Source organism: Rheinheimera baltica (assembly GCF_030731985.1).
GTDB classification, from domain to species: Bacteria; Pseudomonadota; Gammaproteobacteria; order Enterobacterales; family Alteromonadaceae; genus Alishewanella; species Alishewanella baltica.
The window spans coordinates 192,455-210,154 of sequence record NZ_JAPJDY010000002.1 but is presented as its reverse complement, the minus strand read 5'-3'; the positions used below and the strand labels follow the sequence as shown (position 1 = coordinate 210,154).

Sequence of the window (17,700 nt, the reverse complement as noted above, 5' to 3'; positions counted from 1 at the left end):
AAAAAGCCACCTGCGGGTGGTTTTTTGTTTTTTCGGGGATACAATAAAGTGGTGCTGACATATGTTTACCCGCTTTGGTCACAAATAAGGATATATTCATGTTGAAAAAGTTGTTTATTACCGCGACCTGCGCTCTCGTTATTGCCGCCTGTGCGCAGTCCCCTACTGGCAGACGCCAGATTATGCTGTTTAATGACGCTGATTTAAGCAAAATGGGTGCACAAACCTTCGACAGTATGAAAGCTGAAGTCCCTATTTCTAAAGACGCAAAAACCAATAATTATGTGCAGTGTGTGGCCAACAGTTTGTTGGCCGTTACGCCGGAGAATGTTCGTGCACAAAGCTGGGAAATCGTGGTGTTTGAATCCGATCAGGTAAATGCCTTTGCGTTGCCGGGCGGTAAAATTGGTGTTTACACTGGTTTGTTAAAAGTGGCAGAAAATAAAGATCAACTGGCTGCTGTGGTGGGTCATGAAATTGGCCACGTCATCGCAGGCCACAGCAATGAGCGTTTATCCACTAATCAGGCAATTCAGACGGCAATGTCGTTGGGCGATGCCGGTATGAAAGCCTATGGTGTTAAATACCAGCAGGAAATTATGGCATTGATTGGTGCCGGTTCTCAATTTGGTATTGTGTTACCATTTAGCCGGGCGCACGAGTCTGAGTCTGACATTATTGGCTTAGACTTAATGGCCCGGGCCGGTTTTGAACCACGTCAAGCGGTTAATTTGTGGCAAAATATGGCTGCTCAAGGCAGTGGTGGTACGCCAGAGTTTATGTCTACCCACCCGGCACCAGATACCCGTATCCGTGAGTTGCGAGAGAAACTGCCTGAAGCTATGAAAACATTTAATGAACGCAAAGCCGCGTCAGCACTGCCTAAATGTAGATTATGAACGGTTAACGTATTTTGCACATTACCGCATAACAGCTACCTCGTTATACGGTAATGTGATAACGCCAAACTGTTCCGTCCAGCTATCCCGTCAAACTAAGGCGTTGTGGTTTTACGTAACAACACGACCAACACGGCTACCAGTAACAGCAGCAGACAATAGTAACTTTGGCTAACGACTTGCCAGGGTGAAATACCAAAACTGGCCCCTAACAGTAGCGCTTGTGCACCGTAGGGAACTAAACCCTGACTGATACAGGCAAAAATATCCAGTAAGCTGGCGCTACGCCGGGGTGTAATGTGATGCTGTTGCGCCAGCGTTTTAGCCACGTCACCGGTAAGCACAATCGCAACAGTGTTATTGGCTATACAGAGGTTACTGATAAATGCCAGCGCGGCTATGGCTAGTTGTTGTGCTTTATTACCTGCCAGCTGGAGCTTGTTGGCGATACGTTGAATGTTGTCGGCTATCCATTGTAAGCCTCCTTGCTGCTTAATAAACTCACTTAACGCACTTACCAGCATCGCCAGTAAGAATATCTCCTGTACATTAGCGAAACCTGTCGCGATATCTTTGCCCAAATTTGCGATGGCATAATCGGCAAATACTGCACCTTGTAATGCGGCTAAGACGATGCCCAGCAACAGCACAACAAAGACGTTTAAACCCAGTACGGCTAACACTAATATTGCCGCATAAGGCAACACCCCGGTCCAGTTTACCGCGTTTGTTTGCACTTGCGCACTGTCACCGGCCCACACTACATACAGTAACAATGTGAGCAGTGCTGCGGGTAGAGCAATGTTAATATTTTCTCGAAATTTATCTGCCATCTGTGCGCCTTGTGTACGGGTAGAGGCGATGGTGGTATCGGAAATAATAGATAAGTTGTCACCAAACATCGCGCCGCTTAACAGCACACCGGCAACTAACGCCGGTTCCAGGTCCGCTTGATTGGACAGACCCACAGCGATGGGGGCTAAGGCGCCAATGGTGCCCATAGAAGTACCCATAGCCGTGGAAATGAGCGCGGCAATCACGAACAAGCCAGGCAATAACCAGGGGGCAGGCACTAAACTCAGGCCGGCATTAACAGCCGCATCCACACCACCGGTTGCTGTAGCAACACTAGCAAAAGCACCAGCTAACAGGTAAATAATGCACATGGTGATAATATTGCTGTTACCAGCGCCTTTAATCATTACATCGATCGACTGTTGTAACGGCGCTTTATGTAACCAGATTGCAAGCATAAGTGCTGGAATAATCGCCACATGCCCCGGTAGCTGATAAAAAGCATACGCTACGTCCTGGCTATGTAAATACAAGCCGGTCCCCAGAAATAACGCGACAAAAAAGAGCAGCGGCAACAACGAGCGTTTGGCGCCAATTGGTGTCGAAGAATGTGAATTCATAGTATTACCTTTTCAGTAAACAGACGGCCTGGGCATCTTAATAGCTGCGCAATATATAGATGGCTAGATGGCCTGTCAATTTGCGCAGATTATTTTCTCTGCTGGTATAAGCTACCTGAGTTGATTATGCTGGCAACTTATTTATTTGGCTGCTTTTTTCGCTGGAGTGTCTATGTCAGCTAACCGGTTAATCTACTCGCGGCGCTTTTTGCCGTTTTTTCTTACTCAGGCGTTCGGCGCCTTTAACGACAATGTATTTAAAAATGCGCTGATGTTAATGCTGGCGTTTACTGCTGCTAATGCGTTGCCATGGGACACGGACTTAACCATGAACTTAGCTGCCGGGCTGTTTATATTGCCTTTTCTATTGTTCTCCGCAACGGCTGGCACCCTGGCCGATGCCATGTGTAAAACAAAGCTTATCCGTGCACTTAAGCTATTAGAAATTGGCTTAATGCTGTTAGCGGGGGCGGCTTTTTACTATCAGCAATATTTGTTGCTATTGGGGGTGCTGTTTTTAATGGGCAGCCAGTCTGCTTTTTTTGGTCCGGTAAAATACGCCATATTACCGCAGTTGTTGGATGACAAAACCTTATTAAGCGGCAATGCCTGGGTAGAGATGGGTACCTTTGTCGCCATTTTACTTGGCACTATAGTGGGTGGTTTGTTGGTTGGTGTTGCTAATGCACCGATCTGGATTGGGGCTGTTGTTATTGTATTTTCTGTATTGGGTTACCTTGTCAGCCGCAATATTCCGTTGGTTGGTGAAGTGCATCAAGCGGATCCGTTCAAATTTGCACCGTGGCAGCAAACAAAGGCAGCGGTGCGTATCAGCTATCAAAACCGCACCTTGTATCTGTCGATTATGGCGATTAGCTGGTTTTGGTTTTTGGGCGCTGGCTATTTAACGCAGTTTCCTAACTTTGCCAAGACGGTTCTGGGCGGCGACAATACCGTCGTTACAGCGCTGCTGGTGGCTTTTTCAGTAGGGGTAGGCGCAGGCTCAATGCTGTGTGAACGTTTGTCTTGCGATAAGGTTGAACTGGGGATTGTGCCAGTTGGGGCCTTAGGATTAACCATATTTGGTATCAGTCTGTTTTTTAGCAGCCCCGCCAGTATAACAACAGAATTGTTATCGCTGTCGCAATTTTTGGCAACCGGCCTCGGCTGGAAAGTGCTATTTGATTTATTGTTTATTGGCATATTTGGTGGCCTGTTTATTGTGCCTCTATATGCGCTGTTACAACAACGAGCCGAACCGCAGCAACGGGCCAGGGTGATTGCTGCCAATAATATTTTTAATGCGCTGTTTATGGTGGTAAGCGCGTTAGCCGGTATCTTATTTTTAAGTGTATTGGATTTAGCAATCCCGGAATACTTTCTGGTGCTGGCCATTATGAATGCGGTTATTGCACTCTACGTATTCAGCCAGGTGCCAGAGTTTGCGGTGCGTTTTGTCATTTATTTGCTGAGCCATACTATGTACCGGGTAACTAGCCGCGGGCTGGAGCATATTCCGGCAGAAGGCGCGGCAGTGCTGGTTGCAAACCATGTTAGTTATGTCGATGCATTGCTAATAGGAGGGGCCGTGCGTCGGCCGGTGCGCTTTGTGATGGAAAAAGCCATTTATGATTTACCGGTAGCCAATTGGTTGTTTAAAGCTGCGCGTACTATTCCGATTTGTAGTAAGCAAAAAAATGAAGTCGTATATGAAGCTGCATTTGTTGCTATCAAGCGTGAGCTAGACGCTGGAAACCTGGTCTGTATTTTTCCAGAAGGGCGTTTAACCAAAACTGGCGAGATAGATAGCTTTCGTCCAGGGATAGAGCGTATTTTGGCTGAAACGCCGGTACCAGTCGTTCCAATGGCGTTACAAGGGTTGTGGGGGTCGTTCTTTAGTCATCATGGCAGTGGGGCATTCAAATTCAAAGGTCGGCTCTGGTCAAAAGTTGGTCTTGTTGCGAATGCAGCCATAGCTGCAGAGGCCGCCAATGCAATGACGTTGGAGCAAGAAGTCCGCCAACTCTATCAAGACAGTGTCGAGAGCAAACGCGTCTAAACAAAGCTTATTATTTAGCTATAAAGATGGCTATTTCTCTTCCTACCGCAGGCGGCTTTTGCTTTAATAGCCGCCATCTGAATTTTATAAAGAGTTTTACTATGGCCACTATCGGAATTTTTGGTGCTAACGGCCGTATGGGGCGTGCATTAATCACTGTTGCCAAAGAGCAGCAGCTTAATTTGACCGCTGCTACGGTGCGGGCAGGTTCTGAACTTATAGGCGTTGATGCTGGCGAACTAGCTGGCGTTGGTAAATGTGATGTAGCTCTGAAACAAACCAACCAGAACAGCGTAAGTTTGGCCGACGTTTGGGTCGATTTTACCATGCCAGAACCAATGCTTGCGCACCTTGAGCTTGCTGTAACAGCCAAAAAAGCTATGGTTATTGGTGTTACCGGCTTAACTGACGCGCAATATGCTAAGGTACAGCAGGCTAGCCAGCATATTCCGATTGTTTGGGCACCTAATATGAGTGTTGGTGTGAACTTGTTGCTGCATTTGGTGCAAACAGCCGCCAAGGTAATGGGACAAACCGCTGATATTGAGGTTATAGAAGCGCACCATCGCTTCAAGAAAGATGCGCCATCAGGCACCGCAATGGCCATTGGCACGAGCATTGCCAAAGCGCTTGATCGCAATCTAGCTGACGTTGCAGTTTATGGTCGTGAAGGGTTTACTGGAGAACGTGAGCAGCAAACAATAGGCTTTGCTACCGTACGTGGCGGCGATATTATTGGTGACCATACTGCCTTATTCGCAGATTTAGGCGAAAGACTGGAAATTACACACAAAGCATCAAGCCGAAACACCTTTGCGCAAGGCGCACTGCGTGCTGCTCAGTGGTTACAAAATAAACCGGCAGGACTTTATACTATGCAACAAGTGTTAGGTTTGGCTGATTTAAGCTAGTCTTTTGCCTTATTAAGGATGAAATTACGCTTAACTTGCCATTTGTGATAAATATCAAAAAAAGCATAGCTAATTCTGTGCTTATCGCCTAAAATAGTCAGGTTTGCCTAAGGCAAATCCGGGTATCACATTTTGGGTCAAAACGGGTTGTAAAACAGTGTCAGTTTTCGCCCGTTTTTTGCTGTTTGGAGGTTATCTTGACTAAGTCCGCCCTGCTCGTACTGGAAGACGGCACCGTATTTCGCGGTACAGCCATTGGCGCTGAAGGAGTTTCTGTTGGTGAAGTGGTGTTTAACACTTCTATGACCGGGTATCAGGAAATATTAACTGATCCCTCATATGCAGAACAGATTGTAACGCTTACTTATCCACACATCGGCAATACCGGTACCAACACTGAAGACGAAGAATCCGGACAAATCTGGGCCCGAGGCCTGATTATCCGCGACTTACCACTTCTTGCCAGTAATTTCCGTAACCAACTCTCACTTAGTCAGTATTTAGCACAACACAACATACTCGGCATTGCCGACATCGACACCCGTAAATTAACCCGTATTTTGCGTGAAAAAGGCGCTCAAAACGGCTGCTTAATGGCTGGTGACAACCTAGATGAAGCTAAAGCATTACTACTTGCCAAGGGCTTTCCTGGTTTGTCAGGTATGGATTTAGCCAAAGAAGTTACTGTTAAGGCCCCTTATCACTGGACGGAAGGAAGTTGGGCGTTAGGCGAAGGACACCGCAGCGCACCCACAGAACAGTTTCATGTAGTAGCGTATGACTTTGGTGTGAAGCGTAATATTTTGCGCATGATGGTAGACCGTGGTTGCAAGTTAACAGTGGTACCCGCTCAAACACCGGCCAGTGATGTGTTAGCGATGAAGCCAGATGGCATTTTTCTTTCTAATGGCCCGGGCGATCCTGCACCCTGTACTTATGCCATTGACGCTATCAAAGCCTTTTTAGATACAGATATTCCGCTGTTTGGCATTTGCTTAGGCCATCAGTTACTGGCATTGGCCAGCGGTGCAAAAACCGTGAAAATGAGCCACGGCCATCACGGTGGTAACCATCCGGTGCAAAACCTGGATACCAAGCGCGTGCTGATTACTGCACAAAACCATGGCTTCGCAGTAGATGAAGCCAGTTTGCCAACGAATTTGCGCGCAACCCATAAATCGTTGTTTGATGGCACCTTGCAGGGTATACATCGTACCGACAAGCCGGCATTTAGCTTTCAGGGGCACCCTGAAGCCAGTCCGGGGCCGCACGAAGCTTCTGAGCTGTTCGACCACTTTATTGCGCTGATGCAACAGCATAAAGCCGTTACCCAATAAATGTCGAAATGCACGTAGGCGGCAAGACCGGGGGCTCATGAGCTTAGTTGTGCTAAGTGATTGGGCACCTCGGCACAGGCAACGACCGTGCATGATGACAGATGAAGGGTATAAGCAGACACGAATTACGGAGATATAGCAGCAATGCCAAAACGTACCGACTTAAAAAGTATTCTCATTTTAGGCGCTGGACCAATCGTAATTGGTCAGGCCTGTGAATTTGACTATTCCGGCGCTCAGGCCTGTAAAGCCTTAAAAGAGGAAGGTTATCGCGTTATTCTGGTGAACTCTAACCCAGCCACCATTATGACTGATCCGGAAATGGCTGACGCTACTTATATCGAGCCAATACACTGGCAGGTAGTAGAAAAAATTATTGAAAAAGAACGCCCTTGTGCAGTGCTGCCAACAATGGGTGGTCAGACTGCACTGAACTGTGCGCTGGATTTAGAGCGTCATGGCGTATTGGCTAAATATAATGTCGAAATGATTGGCGCCACAGCCGATGCTATCGACAAAGCAGAAGACCGTGGGCGCTTTGATAAAGCTATGCGTTCTATTGGTTTGGCCTGTCCGCGAGCAGGTTTTGCTCACTCGATGGATGAAGCGTATCAGGTACTGGATGATATCGGTTTCCCTTGTATTATCAGGCCCTCTTTTACCATGGGCGGCTCAGGCGGTGGTATTGCCTATAACCGCGAAGAGTTTGAAGAAATTTGTACCCGTGGGTTAGATTTGTCGCCAACCAAAGAGTTGTTAATTGACGAATCATTGATCGGCTGGAAAGAATACGAAATGGAAGTGGTGCGCGACAAAAACGATAACTGTATTATCGTCTGCGCCATTGAAAACTTCGACCCTATGGGGGTGCACACCGGTGACTCTATCACTGTCGCACCAGCGCAAACCCTAACCGATAAAGAATATCAAATTATGCGTAATGCCTCGTTGGCAGTTTTACGTGAAATTGGCGTTGAAACCGGCGGTTCAAACGTACAGTTTGGTATTAACCCGGTTGATGGCCGTATGGTTATTATTGAGATGAACCCTCGGGTATCACGCTCCTCTGCACTGGCATCCAAAGCAACAGGCTTCCCTATTGCCAAAGTGGCCGCTAAGCTGGCGATTGGCTATACGTTGGATGAGTTGGCCAATGATATTACCGGTGGTAAAACGCCTGCCTCGTTTGAGCCGAGTATCGATTACGTTGTCACTAAGGTGCCACGCTTTAACTTTGAGAAATTTGCCGGCGCTAACGATCGCTTAACCACCCAGATGAAGTCGGTTGGTGAAGTAATGGCGATTGGTCGTAACCAGCAAGAGTCTTTACAAAAAGCGCTGCGTAGCCTGGAAATTGGCGTTTGCGGTTTAGATCCAATAATTGATATCACGCTGCCAGAAGCCAAAGATAAGATTATTCGTGAATTAAAAGAGCCGGGTTCGCACCGTATTTGGTACATTGCTGATGCATTTCGCATGGGCATGAGCATGGATGATATTTTCAGCCTAACCAATATTGACCGCTGGTTTTTAGTGCAGCTGGAAGATTTAGTTAAAGAAGAACATTCATTAGCTAAAGACGGTTTTGTTGCCCTGGATAAAGCTCGTATTGCACGCCTGAAACGCAAAGGTTTTGCCGATAAGCGTATCGCTGACGTATTAGGTGTCAGTGAAAATGAAGTGCGTAAAAAGCGCTACAGTTTCAGTATTCATCCGGTTTATAAACGGGTAGATACCTGTGCCGCCGAGTTTGCATCTAACACGGCTTACATGTACTCAAGCTACGATGAAGAATGTGAATCTGCACCGACCAACCGCGATAAAATTATGATTATCGGTGGTGGCCCAAATCGTATAGGTCAGGGTATCGAGTTCGATTATTGCTGTGTTCATGCCGCGCTGGCACTGCGCGAAGATGGTTTTGAAACTATCATGGTGAACTGCAACCCGGAAACCGTTTCTACCGATTACGACACGTCAGATCGGTTGTACTTTGAACCGATTACGTTAGAAGACGTATTGGAAATTGTCCGCAAAGAACAACCTAAAGGCGTTATCGTGCAATATGGTGGTCAGACACCGCTGAAATTAGCACGTGCGCTGGAAGCTAACGGAGTGCCAATTATTGGTACTTCGCCTGATGCTATTGACCGTGCTGAGGATCGTGAGCGCTTCCAGCAGGCCGTTGAGCGCTTGGGGCTTAAACAGCCGAAAAATGCTACCGTAACCAGTATGGAAGAGGCGATTACTAAGTCGGTCGATATTGGTTTTCCGATGGTGGTGCGCCCGTCTTATGTGTTGGGTGGCCGGGCAATGGAAATTGTCTATGACGAGCAAGACTTACGCCGCTATATGAACGAAGCGGTCAGTGTATCTAACGATTCACCGGTATTGCTGGATAACTTCCTTGACGATGCGATCGAAGTTGATATCGATGCCATCTGTGATGGTAAAGATGTTGTCATCGGCGGCATTATGGAACACATTGAACAAGCGGGTGTGCACTCTGGTGACTCTGCCTGTTCGCTGCCACCGCATAGCTTGAGCAAAGAAATTCAGGATGTGATGCGTGAGCAAGTACGGAAACTGGCACTTGAGTTAGGCGTAGTTGGCCTGATGAACACCCAGTTTGCGGTTAAAGATAACGAAGTGTACTTAATTGAAGTCAACCCGCGTGCTGCCCGTACAGTGCCGTTTGTTTCTAAAGCGACCGGTGTAGCGGTGGCTAAAGTAGGCGCACGTTGCATGGCAGGCATGTCTCTGGCTCAGCAAGGTGTGACTAAAGAGATTATTCCACCGTTCTTCTCAGTAAAAGAAGTGGTTATTCCGTTTAACAAATTCCCGGGTGTCGATCCTATTTTAGGCCCGGAAATGCGTTCAACCGGCGAAGTTATGGGGGTGGGCGACACGTTTGAACAAGCCTTTGCTAAGGGACAGTTAGGCGCAAGTACGCTTATTCCAACCGGTGGCCGTGCCTTGCTTTCAGTTCGTGACAGCGATAAAGTGCGCGTTGTTGAACTGGCAAAACGGATGGTAGAAAAAGGCTTTGAGCTAGATGCAACCGGCGGTACGGCTAAAGCTTTACAAGCTGCAGGCGTGGAGTGTCGTACGGTTAACAAAGTATCAGAAGGTCGGCCGCATATATTAGATCGTATTAAAAACGGTGAATACAGTTATATTGTAAACACCACTGACGGTCGCCAGGCCATTGAAGACTCCAAAGTCATTCGTCGTGGAGCGCTGCAGTATAAAGCCAACTATACCACTACTTTAAATGCCGCCTTTGCTACCGTTAAATCAAACACTGCCAGTGCGTTTGATAGCGTAGCCTCGGTGCAGGAACTACATAAGAGAGTAAACGGATGAGTGCAATTCCGATGACAGTGCTGGGCGCAGAGAGATTACGCGCCGAGCTGCATGAACTTAAGTCAGTAAAACGGCCTATCATTATTCAGGCTATTGCGACGGCGCGTGAACACGGCGACTTAAAAGAGAACGCTGAATATCATGCTGCGCGAGAGCAGCAAGGGTTTTGTGAAGGGCGTATTCAGGATATAGAAGCTAAGTTATCTAATGCGCAGATCATTGATATTAGTAAACAACCTAACAATGGTAAGGTGATCTTTGGTTGTACAGTCACTATTTTGAATTTAGATTCTGAAGAAGAAGTGACGTATCGCATTGTTGGAGATGATGAAGCCGATATTAAAAATAACCTGATCTCTGTCAATTCGCCTATTGCGCGTGGCTTGATTGGCAAATCTGCTGATGACGTTGCTAACATTACTACGCCAAAAGGGGTGGTAGAGTTTGAAATTATAGATGTTAAATATATCTAAGCATTAACGCTACTGATGTAAAAACGCCAGCCTTAAGGCTGGCGTTTTTTATTTCTATAGTGCTACGTTATGCTAGCATTAGATTGATAACGGCCGTTGTAATCAAAAATACTGTCCAGATGTTGCCAACCTTTGTTGGTTTTTTTTAACAGAATAAGTTGCGGCATGCGAAATTTATCTTGATCGGCGACGACTTCACGGGCTGTCAGGTAGTTTTTAGGTTTTAATCCTGGTGCACGTTGATGCGGTAAAATAAATAGCGCAAATAATGCCCTACGCTGTGCTGCGGTTTGAAGTGCAAACTGACGATAAAACGGATTGCCATCAATATCTACATACTGCACTTGCAATCTGCCTTGCACATCAGCAAGCAACATGTGCTGACAACGAAACAAATGATGATGTTTTTGGTTTAATACCTCTTTCAAACGCTTATCAGGGTCGATAAGTTGAGACTGACACTGCTGACACACTCTGGCGGCAATATCATTTTCGCCACCACAATCTGGACAAATTCTGGCACGAAACCGATAACTGCATTGGTTGGGTACTGTGGTGGGCGCATGCTCTGCTAGCCCCTGGCAGCGTCTGCCGTAGTGTTCAATAATATCCCCGTCGTTATCGACCAGCCCCCAAAATATGTTGGCAAACTGACATTGTGGGCAAGGCACTTGAACGGGTACTGCCTTGCTGGTAGGCCTTGGGCTGCCCACTTCAGGGTAATATAAGTCATAGCCATTTGCGGCGTAGTCAATAATCAGGCAGTGGGTTTTATTTGGTGCACTGCGAAGGCCACGCCCTACCATTTGCTGAAATAAACTGACCGAGGCTGTAGGGCGCAAAATAGCGATTAAATCGACATGAGGCGCATCAAACCCAGTGGTAAGCACTGCAACATTAACTAAAAACTTCAGTCGCTGCGCCTTAAACTCGCTAATCAGCTGGTCGCGCTCGTTACCAGGTGTTGTTGCAGTGAGCAAGGCGACTTGTTGATTTAAGCCCTCGAGTAGAGTAACAATTTCGTTGGCATGACGCACCGAAGCGGCAAAGATAAGCACACCTTGCTTATTATGGGCTAACTGATTTAGTTGGCCGACAATTAATTTAGTAGCACGGCCCGTTTTACCGAGAATTGAATCAACCTGTTGCTCGCTGTAATCACCACCCTCAGTGGGAACAAGATGGCTAAAGTCATACTGCGCTGCCAAGCCGTCCAACAACACTGGTTTAGCTAAATAGCCTTTGTTGATAAGTGGCCGTAACGGCAGTTCGAAGATACAACGCGTAAAAGTGGCCTGCTCGACAGAGCCTACCTTACCGTGGTAGTGACTTTGGTATACCCAGCCTGTTCCTAACCGGTATGGCGTAGCAGTAAGTCCAAGGAGCTTAAGCGTGGAATTTTGCTGAAGTAAATGAGTAAACAGTAACTGATACTGGCTATCTTCACTAAGACTAATTCTATGGCATTCATCAATAATGACTAGCGAAAAAGGCTGGCTAAACTGAGTCAGGTTACGTGCTGCTGATTGCACGCTAGCAATAACCGTCTTACCACTACTGTCCTTTTGCTTTAGTCCTGCAGCAAACACAGTGCCAGCTTGGCTTAGTAAAGCCACTTTTTCGGCATTTTGTGCCACTAACTCTTTAACATGCGTCAAAATAAGTACCCGCCCGTTGGCCAGGCGCGCCAACTCTGCCAGTACTAAACTTTTTCCTGCACCAGTCGGCAGTACTATAACTGCCGATTCGCTACTGTGCCTGAAATGGGCAATAGCAGCGTCAACGGCTTGCTGTTGATAGTCTCTTAATTGCACGGCAGGTTCGGTATTGTGACTGTTTAAATGTTTAATGTTACCATTGCCTACATGATGATGCAGGCAGTTGATAATATAGTTAAGTAGCTTGCTACAGAGTTAATGGCAGCAACATTAACCGCGAGGCAGTGGGATCTTTTTATCTTTACCCTGGCGGAAAAGTACCAGTGTTTTACCGATTACCTGTACTTTATCTGCTTTAGTTTCACGAACAATAGCATCCATGATGAGCACTTTTTCTTCACGATCTTCTGTAGGAACTTTAATTTTAATCAGTTCGTGAAAATTAAGCGCCACGTCGATTTCTGCTACTACACCTTCGGTCAGGCCATTGCCGCCGAGCAGAATGACGGGTTTAAGATCATGTGCTTTTGCTTTTAAAAATTGTTTTTGTTTATTGGTTAAACTCATAAAATGACTATTTCCGCAGATAACGCTTGAATTTGCGTTATTGTAGCGCCATCTAACGCATAACACTAATCAAGAGTGATAGCATGACCAAGAAAAAACGCTCTGCCAGTTCAACACGCTGGTTGAAAGAGCATTTTGATGACAAATTTGTGCAAAAGGCACAAAAACTCGGTTTAAGATCGCGCGCAGCGTTTAAACTTGAAGAGATTAATCTGCAAGACAAGTTGATTAAACCGGGCATGACCGTAGTCGATTTGGGTTCAGCGCCGGGCAGTTGGTCTCAATTTTGTGTTGGTTTAGTTGGGGGCTCAGGCACTATTATTGCGTGCGATATTTTGCCGATGGACCCGATAAACGGGGTTAGTTTTTTACAAGGCGATTTTCGCGAAGAAACGGTACTTGATGCACTACTGAGCCGAATTAATGGTCAGAACGTAGATGTAGTGCTATCTGATATGGCGCCGAATATGAGCGGGAATGACACCACGGATCAGGCGCGTTCTATTTATCTGGTGGAACTTGCGTTGGATATGTGTCACAAAGTATTGAAGCAAAATGGTAGTTTTGTGGTCAAAGTATTTCAGGGTGATGGCTTTGAGCAGTTCTTAAAAGATGTGCGAGCGGCTTTCACAACGGTTAAAATTCGTAAACCAGATTCGTCTCGTGCGCGTTCACGAGAGACATATATCGTGGCTACCGGCTTTAAAGTCTAGTAAAGTAGTCTGGTAATTATCTAATTTTCGGTAAGAAGAGGTTATAACCTTGAGTGACATGGCAAAAAATGTGATTGTCTGGTTAGTTATCGCCGTTGTACTAATGTCGGTGTTCAATAGCTTTGGACCCGGTGACAACAGTGAGAGACAAACCAGTTACACTCAGTTTATCAAAGAGGTAAATCAAGGCCAGATCCGCGAAGTTAAAGTGGATCGCGCTGGCGTTATTACTGGTGTGAAACGCAGCGGTGAGCGCTTTGAAACCGTTATTCCGACAGGTTATGACCCAAAGTTAAATGATGACCTGATTAAAAATGAAGTGGACTCTTTTGGTAGCAAACCAGAAGAAAGTAGCTGGCTAACGACCATCTTTATTTCATGGTTCCCAATGTTGCTGCTCATTGGTGTGTGGATTTTCTTCATGCGCCAGATGCAGGGTGGTGGCGGTAAAGGCGCTATGTCATTTGGTAAGAGTAAAGCACGCTTGATGGGCGAAGATCAGATTAAGACCACTTTTGCTGATGTCGCAGGCTGTGACGAAGCAAAAGAAGAGGTGTCTGAGCTGGTCGATTACTTGCGAGACCCATCACGCTTCCAGAAGCTGGGCGGAAAGATCCCCAAGGGTATCTTAATGGTCGGCCCACCAGGTACCGGTAAAACGTTACTTGCAAAAGCCATTGCTGGCGAAGCTAAAGTTCCGTTTTTTACAATATCGGGTTCAGACTTTGTTGAAATGTTCGTTGGTGTGGGTGCGTCACGGGTACGTGACATGTTTGAACAGGCGAAAAAAGCCGCACCTTGTATCATTTTTATTGATGAAATTGACGCAGTTGGCCGTCAGCGCGGTGCCGGTTTAGGCGGTGGTCACGACGAACGTGAACAAACGTTAAACCAGATGCTGGTAGAGATGGATGGCTTCGATGGTAATGAAGGTATCATCATTATTGCCGCTACCAACCGTCCAGACGTATTGGACCCAGCGTTATTGCGCCCAGGTCGTTTTGACCGTCAGGTAGTTGTTGGTTTGCCAGATGTGAAAGGTCGTGAACAAATTCTTAAAGTGCATATGCGCAAAGTACCTTTAGCTGAAGGTGTTGAGCCTTCAGTAATCGCGCGAGGCACGCCGGGTTTCTCAGGTGCAGACTTAGCCAACCTGGTCAACGAAGCGGCATTGTTTGCTGCCCGCGGAAATCGTCGTGTGGTGTCGATGGATGAGTTTGAAAAAGCCAAAGACAAAATCATGATGGGTGCAGAACGCCGCTCTATGGTGATGACGGAAAAAGAAAAAGAGATGACGGCCTACCATGAAGCAGGCCATGCCATTGTTGGACGTTTAGTTCCGGATCACGATCCTGTCTACAAAGTGAGTATTATCCCGCGTGGTCGTGCCCTGGGGGTGACTATGTACTTACCTGAGCGTGACCGCGTATCACACAGCAAGCGTTTGCTTGAGAGCATGATAAGCTCGTTGTTCGGTGGTCGTATTGCTGAGGAAGTGATCTACGGTTTTGAGTCTGTAACTACAGGTGCTTCTAACGATATTGAACGTGCCACAGATTTGGCGCGCAAAATGGTAACGCAGTGGGGCTTCTCAGAAAAACTGGGGCCGCTGTTGTATGCAGACGAAGAAGGCGAAGTGTTTCTTGGACGCTCAGTCAGTAAAAATAAGCATATGTCTGAGGATACCGTAAAAGCCATTGATGCAGAGATCCGGCAGTTTATCGATCGCAACTACGACAGAGCTAAAAAGCTGATTGAAGAGAATATGGACATACTGCATGCGATGAAAGATGCGTTAATGAAGTATGAAACCATCGATGCTAAACAAATTGACGACCTAATGGAGCGTCGTGAAGTTCGTCAACCGGAAAACTGGGAACCTCGTGATAAACCGGGTTCTGATGATAAGCCGGATGCGAAATCAAGTAACGATGATACCGCAACATCGGCGAAGCCTTCTGAAGGTAATCTGCACTAAGCACGTTGTCTAAAATTGATATTGTCCAAGCCCCGGTTTTGCCGGGGTTTATTTTTAGTGCCTATTTTTATCGTAAGTAAAAATAACGTTTATGCTTTACAGGAGTCGCTATGCTGTTGTCTCTACCTCGTCAGCGCCAACTTGATTTAACACGGCCAGTGGTGATGGGGATTTTAAATATCACACCAGATTCGTTTTCCGATGGAGGTCGTATTCAGCGGGTAGACGATGCACTGCGTCAAGCCGAGCAAATGCTGGCAGATGGTGCGCAGGTTTTAGATATTGGTGGTGAGTCTACCCGCCCAGGTGCTGACGAGGTGCCGGAACAAGCTGAACTGCTGCGGGTAATACCTGTTATTGAGGCGATAAGGCAACGGTTTGATTGTGTTATTTCCATTGATACCAGTAAAGCTGCAGTGATGTCAGCGGCGGTTCATGCAGGTGCAGATATTATCAATGACGTACGGGCACTGCAGGAACCCGGAGCACTCGCGGTTGCTGTGGCGTCTCAGGTTCCTGTCTGTTTAATGCATATGCAAGGTGCGCCACGCAGTATGCAACATGCACCGCAGTACGACGATGTTACCGCTGAGGTAAAACAGTTTTTACTACACAGAGCGATAGCCTGTGAACATGCCGGTGTAAAAAAACACAATATCATTCTTGACCCCGGTTTTGGTTTTGGCAAAAGCCTGGAGCACAACTATACGTTACTGCGCCAGCTTTCTCAGTTTTGTGATACCGGTTATGCGTTGCTTGCCGGTATGTCGCGCAAGTCTATGGTAGGGCAGTTACTTAGCCTGCCAGTGAACGAACGTTTGGCAGGCAGTCTGGCCTGCGCTACTATTGCAGCATTAAAAGGTGCCCAAATTATACGGGTGCATGATGTTAAAGAAACCGTGCAGGCCGTCAAGGTAGTGACAGCCATGCAGTATGGAGTATAAAGGATGAGCAGAAAGTATTTTGGTACCGACGGCGTACGCGGCAAAGTAGGGGATTTTCCTATTACACCTGAGTTTGCCATGAAACTAGGATGGGCAGCCGGTCGGGTGTTGTCGCAGCGTGGCACGCGTAAAGTGCTTATTGGTAAAGACACACGTATTTCCGGTTATTTACTTGAAACTGCACTAGAGGCAGGTTTAATTGCCGCCGGGATCAATGTACGCCTGCTGGGCCCAATGCCAACCCCCGCCGTTGCCTATCTCACCCGTACCTTTCGTGCCGAAGCCGGTATCGTTATTAGCGCGTCACATAACCCATACTATGATAACGGCATTAAGTTCTTCTCTGCTGATGGTACTAAACTGCCGGATGAAGTTGAACTTGCGATAGAATATGAGCTGGAACAGCCCATGGTCTGTGAATCGTCAGAAAAGCTTGGTAAGGCACAGCGTATCGAAGATGCGGCAGGCCGCTATATCGAGTTTTGTAAAAGTCATTTACCAAACCACCTATCGCTCAGTGGGATGAAAATTGTCATCGACTGCGCGCATGGCGCCACCTATCACATTGCACCTGCCGTATTTAAAGAGCTCGGTGCTGAGGTTGTGCTTATTGGTGCTAGCCCGAATGGCATTAACATTAATGCTGACTGCGGCGCGACGCATACAGACTTAGTGCAGAAAACGGTAGTAGAACAACAAGCTGATTTAGGTATTGCCTATGATGGCGATGGTGACCGGGTCATGATGGTTGATCATACTGGTCGTGTTATTGATGGCGATGAAATTGTTTATATTATTGCCCGTGCAGCGAAGTCACAAAATAAGTTACATGGAGGTGTCGTAGGCACCTTAATGAGTAACCTTGGCCTTGAACTGGCATTGCAGCAATTAGATATTCCCTTTGCCCGAAGTGCAGTTGGTGATCGGTATGTGATGGAATTGCTGCGTGAGAAAGACTGGCGTATCGGTGGTGAAAATTCTGGTCATGTACTTAACTTAGATCATACCTGTACCGGCGATGGCATTATTGCATCACTGCAAGTATTAACCGCGATGATTGAAGCGAAAATGACGCTGGCTGAATTTAGCCAAGGTATGCACAAGTTGCCACAAGTGCTGGTCAATGTGAAGTTTGAAAAAGGCACTGCACCTTTAGAAAAGCAGCATGTTAAGCAAGTTATCGCAGATGTTGAAACTAGGCTTAATGGATCTGGTCGAGTGCTAATTCGTAAAAGTGGTACTGAACCCTTGATCAGGGTAATGGTAGAAGGCGAAGACGCATTATTGGTGCGTGAATATGCTGAACAGATCGCCGCTGCGGTAAAAATAGCCAGTTGATTGTTCAATTGCGCCAATAATACTTGTTTGGCTGGGCGTGGT

Annotated in this window: 13 protein-coding genes; 10 read left to right on the top strand and 3 right to left on the bottom strand. The window is 46.8% G+C overall.

The genetic code is table 11. From position 1 onward, the window contains the following. Positions 1–98: 98 nt before the first annotated feature. Positions 99–899: a M48 family metallopeptidase gene (locus ORJ00_RS03870; protein WP_084153434.1), complete on the top strand. Its 801-nt coding sequence runs from the start codon at positions 99–101 to the stop codon at positions 897–899. A 95-nt stretch (positions 900–994) separates the two neighbouring features. Here ORJ00_RS03870 and ORJ00_RS03865 read toward each other — a convergent pair whose 3' ends face one another. Then, on the bottom strand, positions 995–2,314 hold the full coding sequence (locus ORJ00_RS03865; protein WP_306136208.1) for a Na+/H+ antiporter NhaC family protein: 1,320 nt from the start codon (positions 2,312–2,314) through the stop codon (positions 995–997). A gap of 172 nt (positions 2,315–2,486) precedes the next feature. Between ORJ00_RS03865 and ORJ00_RS03860 the strand changes: the two genes are divergently transcribed. From ORJ00_RS03860 to greA, 5 genes are all read left to right on the top strand, one after another. Continuing rightward, entirely contained in the window at positions 2,487–4,373 is a 1,887-nt protein-coding gene (locus ORJ00_RS03860; protein ID WP_306139038.1) for an MFS transporter, read from the top strand. A gap of 101 nt (positions 4,374–4,474) precedes the next feature. After that, positions 4,475–5,284, top strand: a complete 810-nt coding sequence (gene dapB, locus ORJ00_RS03855) for a 4-hydroxy-tetrahydrodipicolinate reductase (RefSeq protein ID WP_306139037.1) — start codon at positions 4,475–4,477, stop codon at positions 5,282–5,284. A gap of 197 nt (positions 5,285–5,481) precedes the next feature. Further along, entirely contained in the window at positions 5,482–6,621 is a 1,140-nt protein-coding gene (carA, locus tag ORJ00_RS03850) for a glutamine-hydrolyzing carbamoyl-phosphate synthase small subunit (RefSeq protein WP_306139036.1), read from the top strand. Positions 6,622–6,765: 144 nt separating this feature from the next. After that, positions 6,766–9,987 carry a carbamoyl-phosphate synthase large subunit gene (carB, locus tag ORJ00_RS03845; RefSeq protein WP_305975908.1) on the top strand — a complete coding sequence of 1,074 codons (3,222 nt, stop codon included), beginning with the start codon at positions 6,766–6,768 and terminating at the stop codon, positions 9,985–9,987. Continuing rightward, positions 9,984–10,460, top strand: a complete 477-nt coding sequence (gene greA / locus ORJ00_RS03840; protein ID WP_027669725.1) for a transcription elongation factor GreA — start codon at positions 9,984–9,986, stop codon at positions 10,458–10,460. Before carB ends, greA begins: the two co-directional genes overlap by 4 nt. A 62-nt stretch (positions 10,461–10,522) precedes the next feature. Here greA and radD read toward each other — a convergent pair whose 3' ends face one another. Both radD and yhbY read right to left on the bottom strand, forming a co-directional pair. Next, entirely contained in the window at positions 10,523–12,274 is a 1,752-nt protein-coding gene (gene radD, locus ORJ00_RS03835; RefSeq protein ID WP_306139035.1) for a DNA repair helicase RadD, read from the bottom strand. A gap of 114 nt (positions 12,275–12,388) precedes the next feature. Continuing rightward, the gene (yhbY, locus tag ORJ00_RS03830) at positions 12,389–12,685 is read right to left on the bottom strand and encodes a ribosome assembly RNA-binding protein YhbY (protein WP_027669727.1); all 297 of its coding nucleotides are present in this window, start codon (positions 12,683–12,685) and stop codon (positions 12,389–12,391) included. A gap of 83 nt (positions 12,686–12,768) precedes the next feature. Here yhbY and rlmE point away from each other — a divergent pair, with 83 nt between their 5' ends. From rlmE to glmM, 4 genes are all read left to right on the top strand, one after another. Next, entirely contained in the window at positions 12,769–13,398 is a 630-nt protein-coding gene (gene rlmE / locus ORJ00_RS03825) for a 23S rRNA (uridine(2552)-2'-O)-methyltransferase RlmE (protein WP_305975912.1), read from the top strand. A 58-nt stretch (positions 13,399–13,456) separates the two neighbouring features. Continuing rightward, positions 13,457–15,376, top strand: coding sequence for an ATP-dependent zinc metalloprotease FtsH (ftsH, locus tag ORJ00_RS03820; RefSeq protein WP_306126203.1), 1,920 nt, complete (start codon positions 13,457–13,459; stop codon positions 15,374–15,376). A 110-nt stretch (positions 15,377–15,486) separates the two neighbouring features. Then, positions 15,487–16,320, top strand: coding sequence for a dihydropteroate synthase (gene folP, locus ORJ00_RS03815; RefSeq protein ID WP_306139034.1), 834 nt, complete (start codon positions 15,487–15,489; stop codon positions 16,318–16,320). A 3-nt stretch (positions 16,321–16,323) separates the two neighbouring features. Next, a complete protein-coding gene (gene glmM, locus ORJ00_RS03810) occupies positions 16,324–17,658 on the top strand; it encodes a phosphoglucosamine mutase (protein WP_027669731.1) in 1,335 nt (444 codons plus the stop codon). Positions 17,659–17,700: the final 42 nt, after the last annotated feature.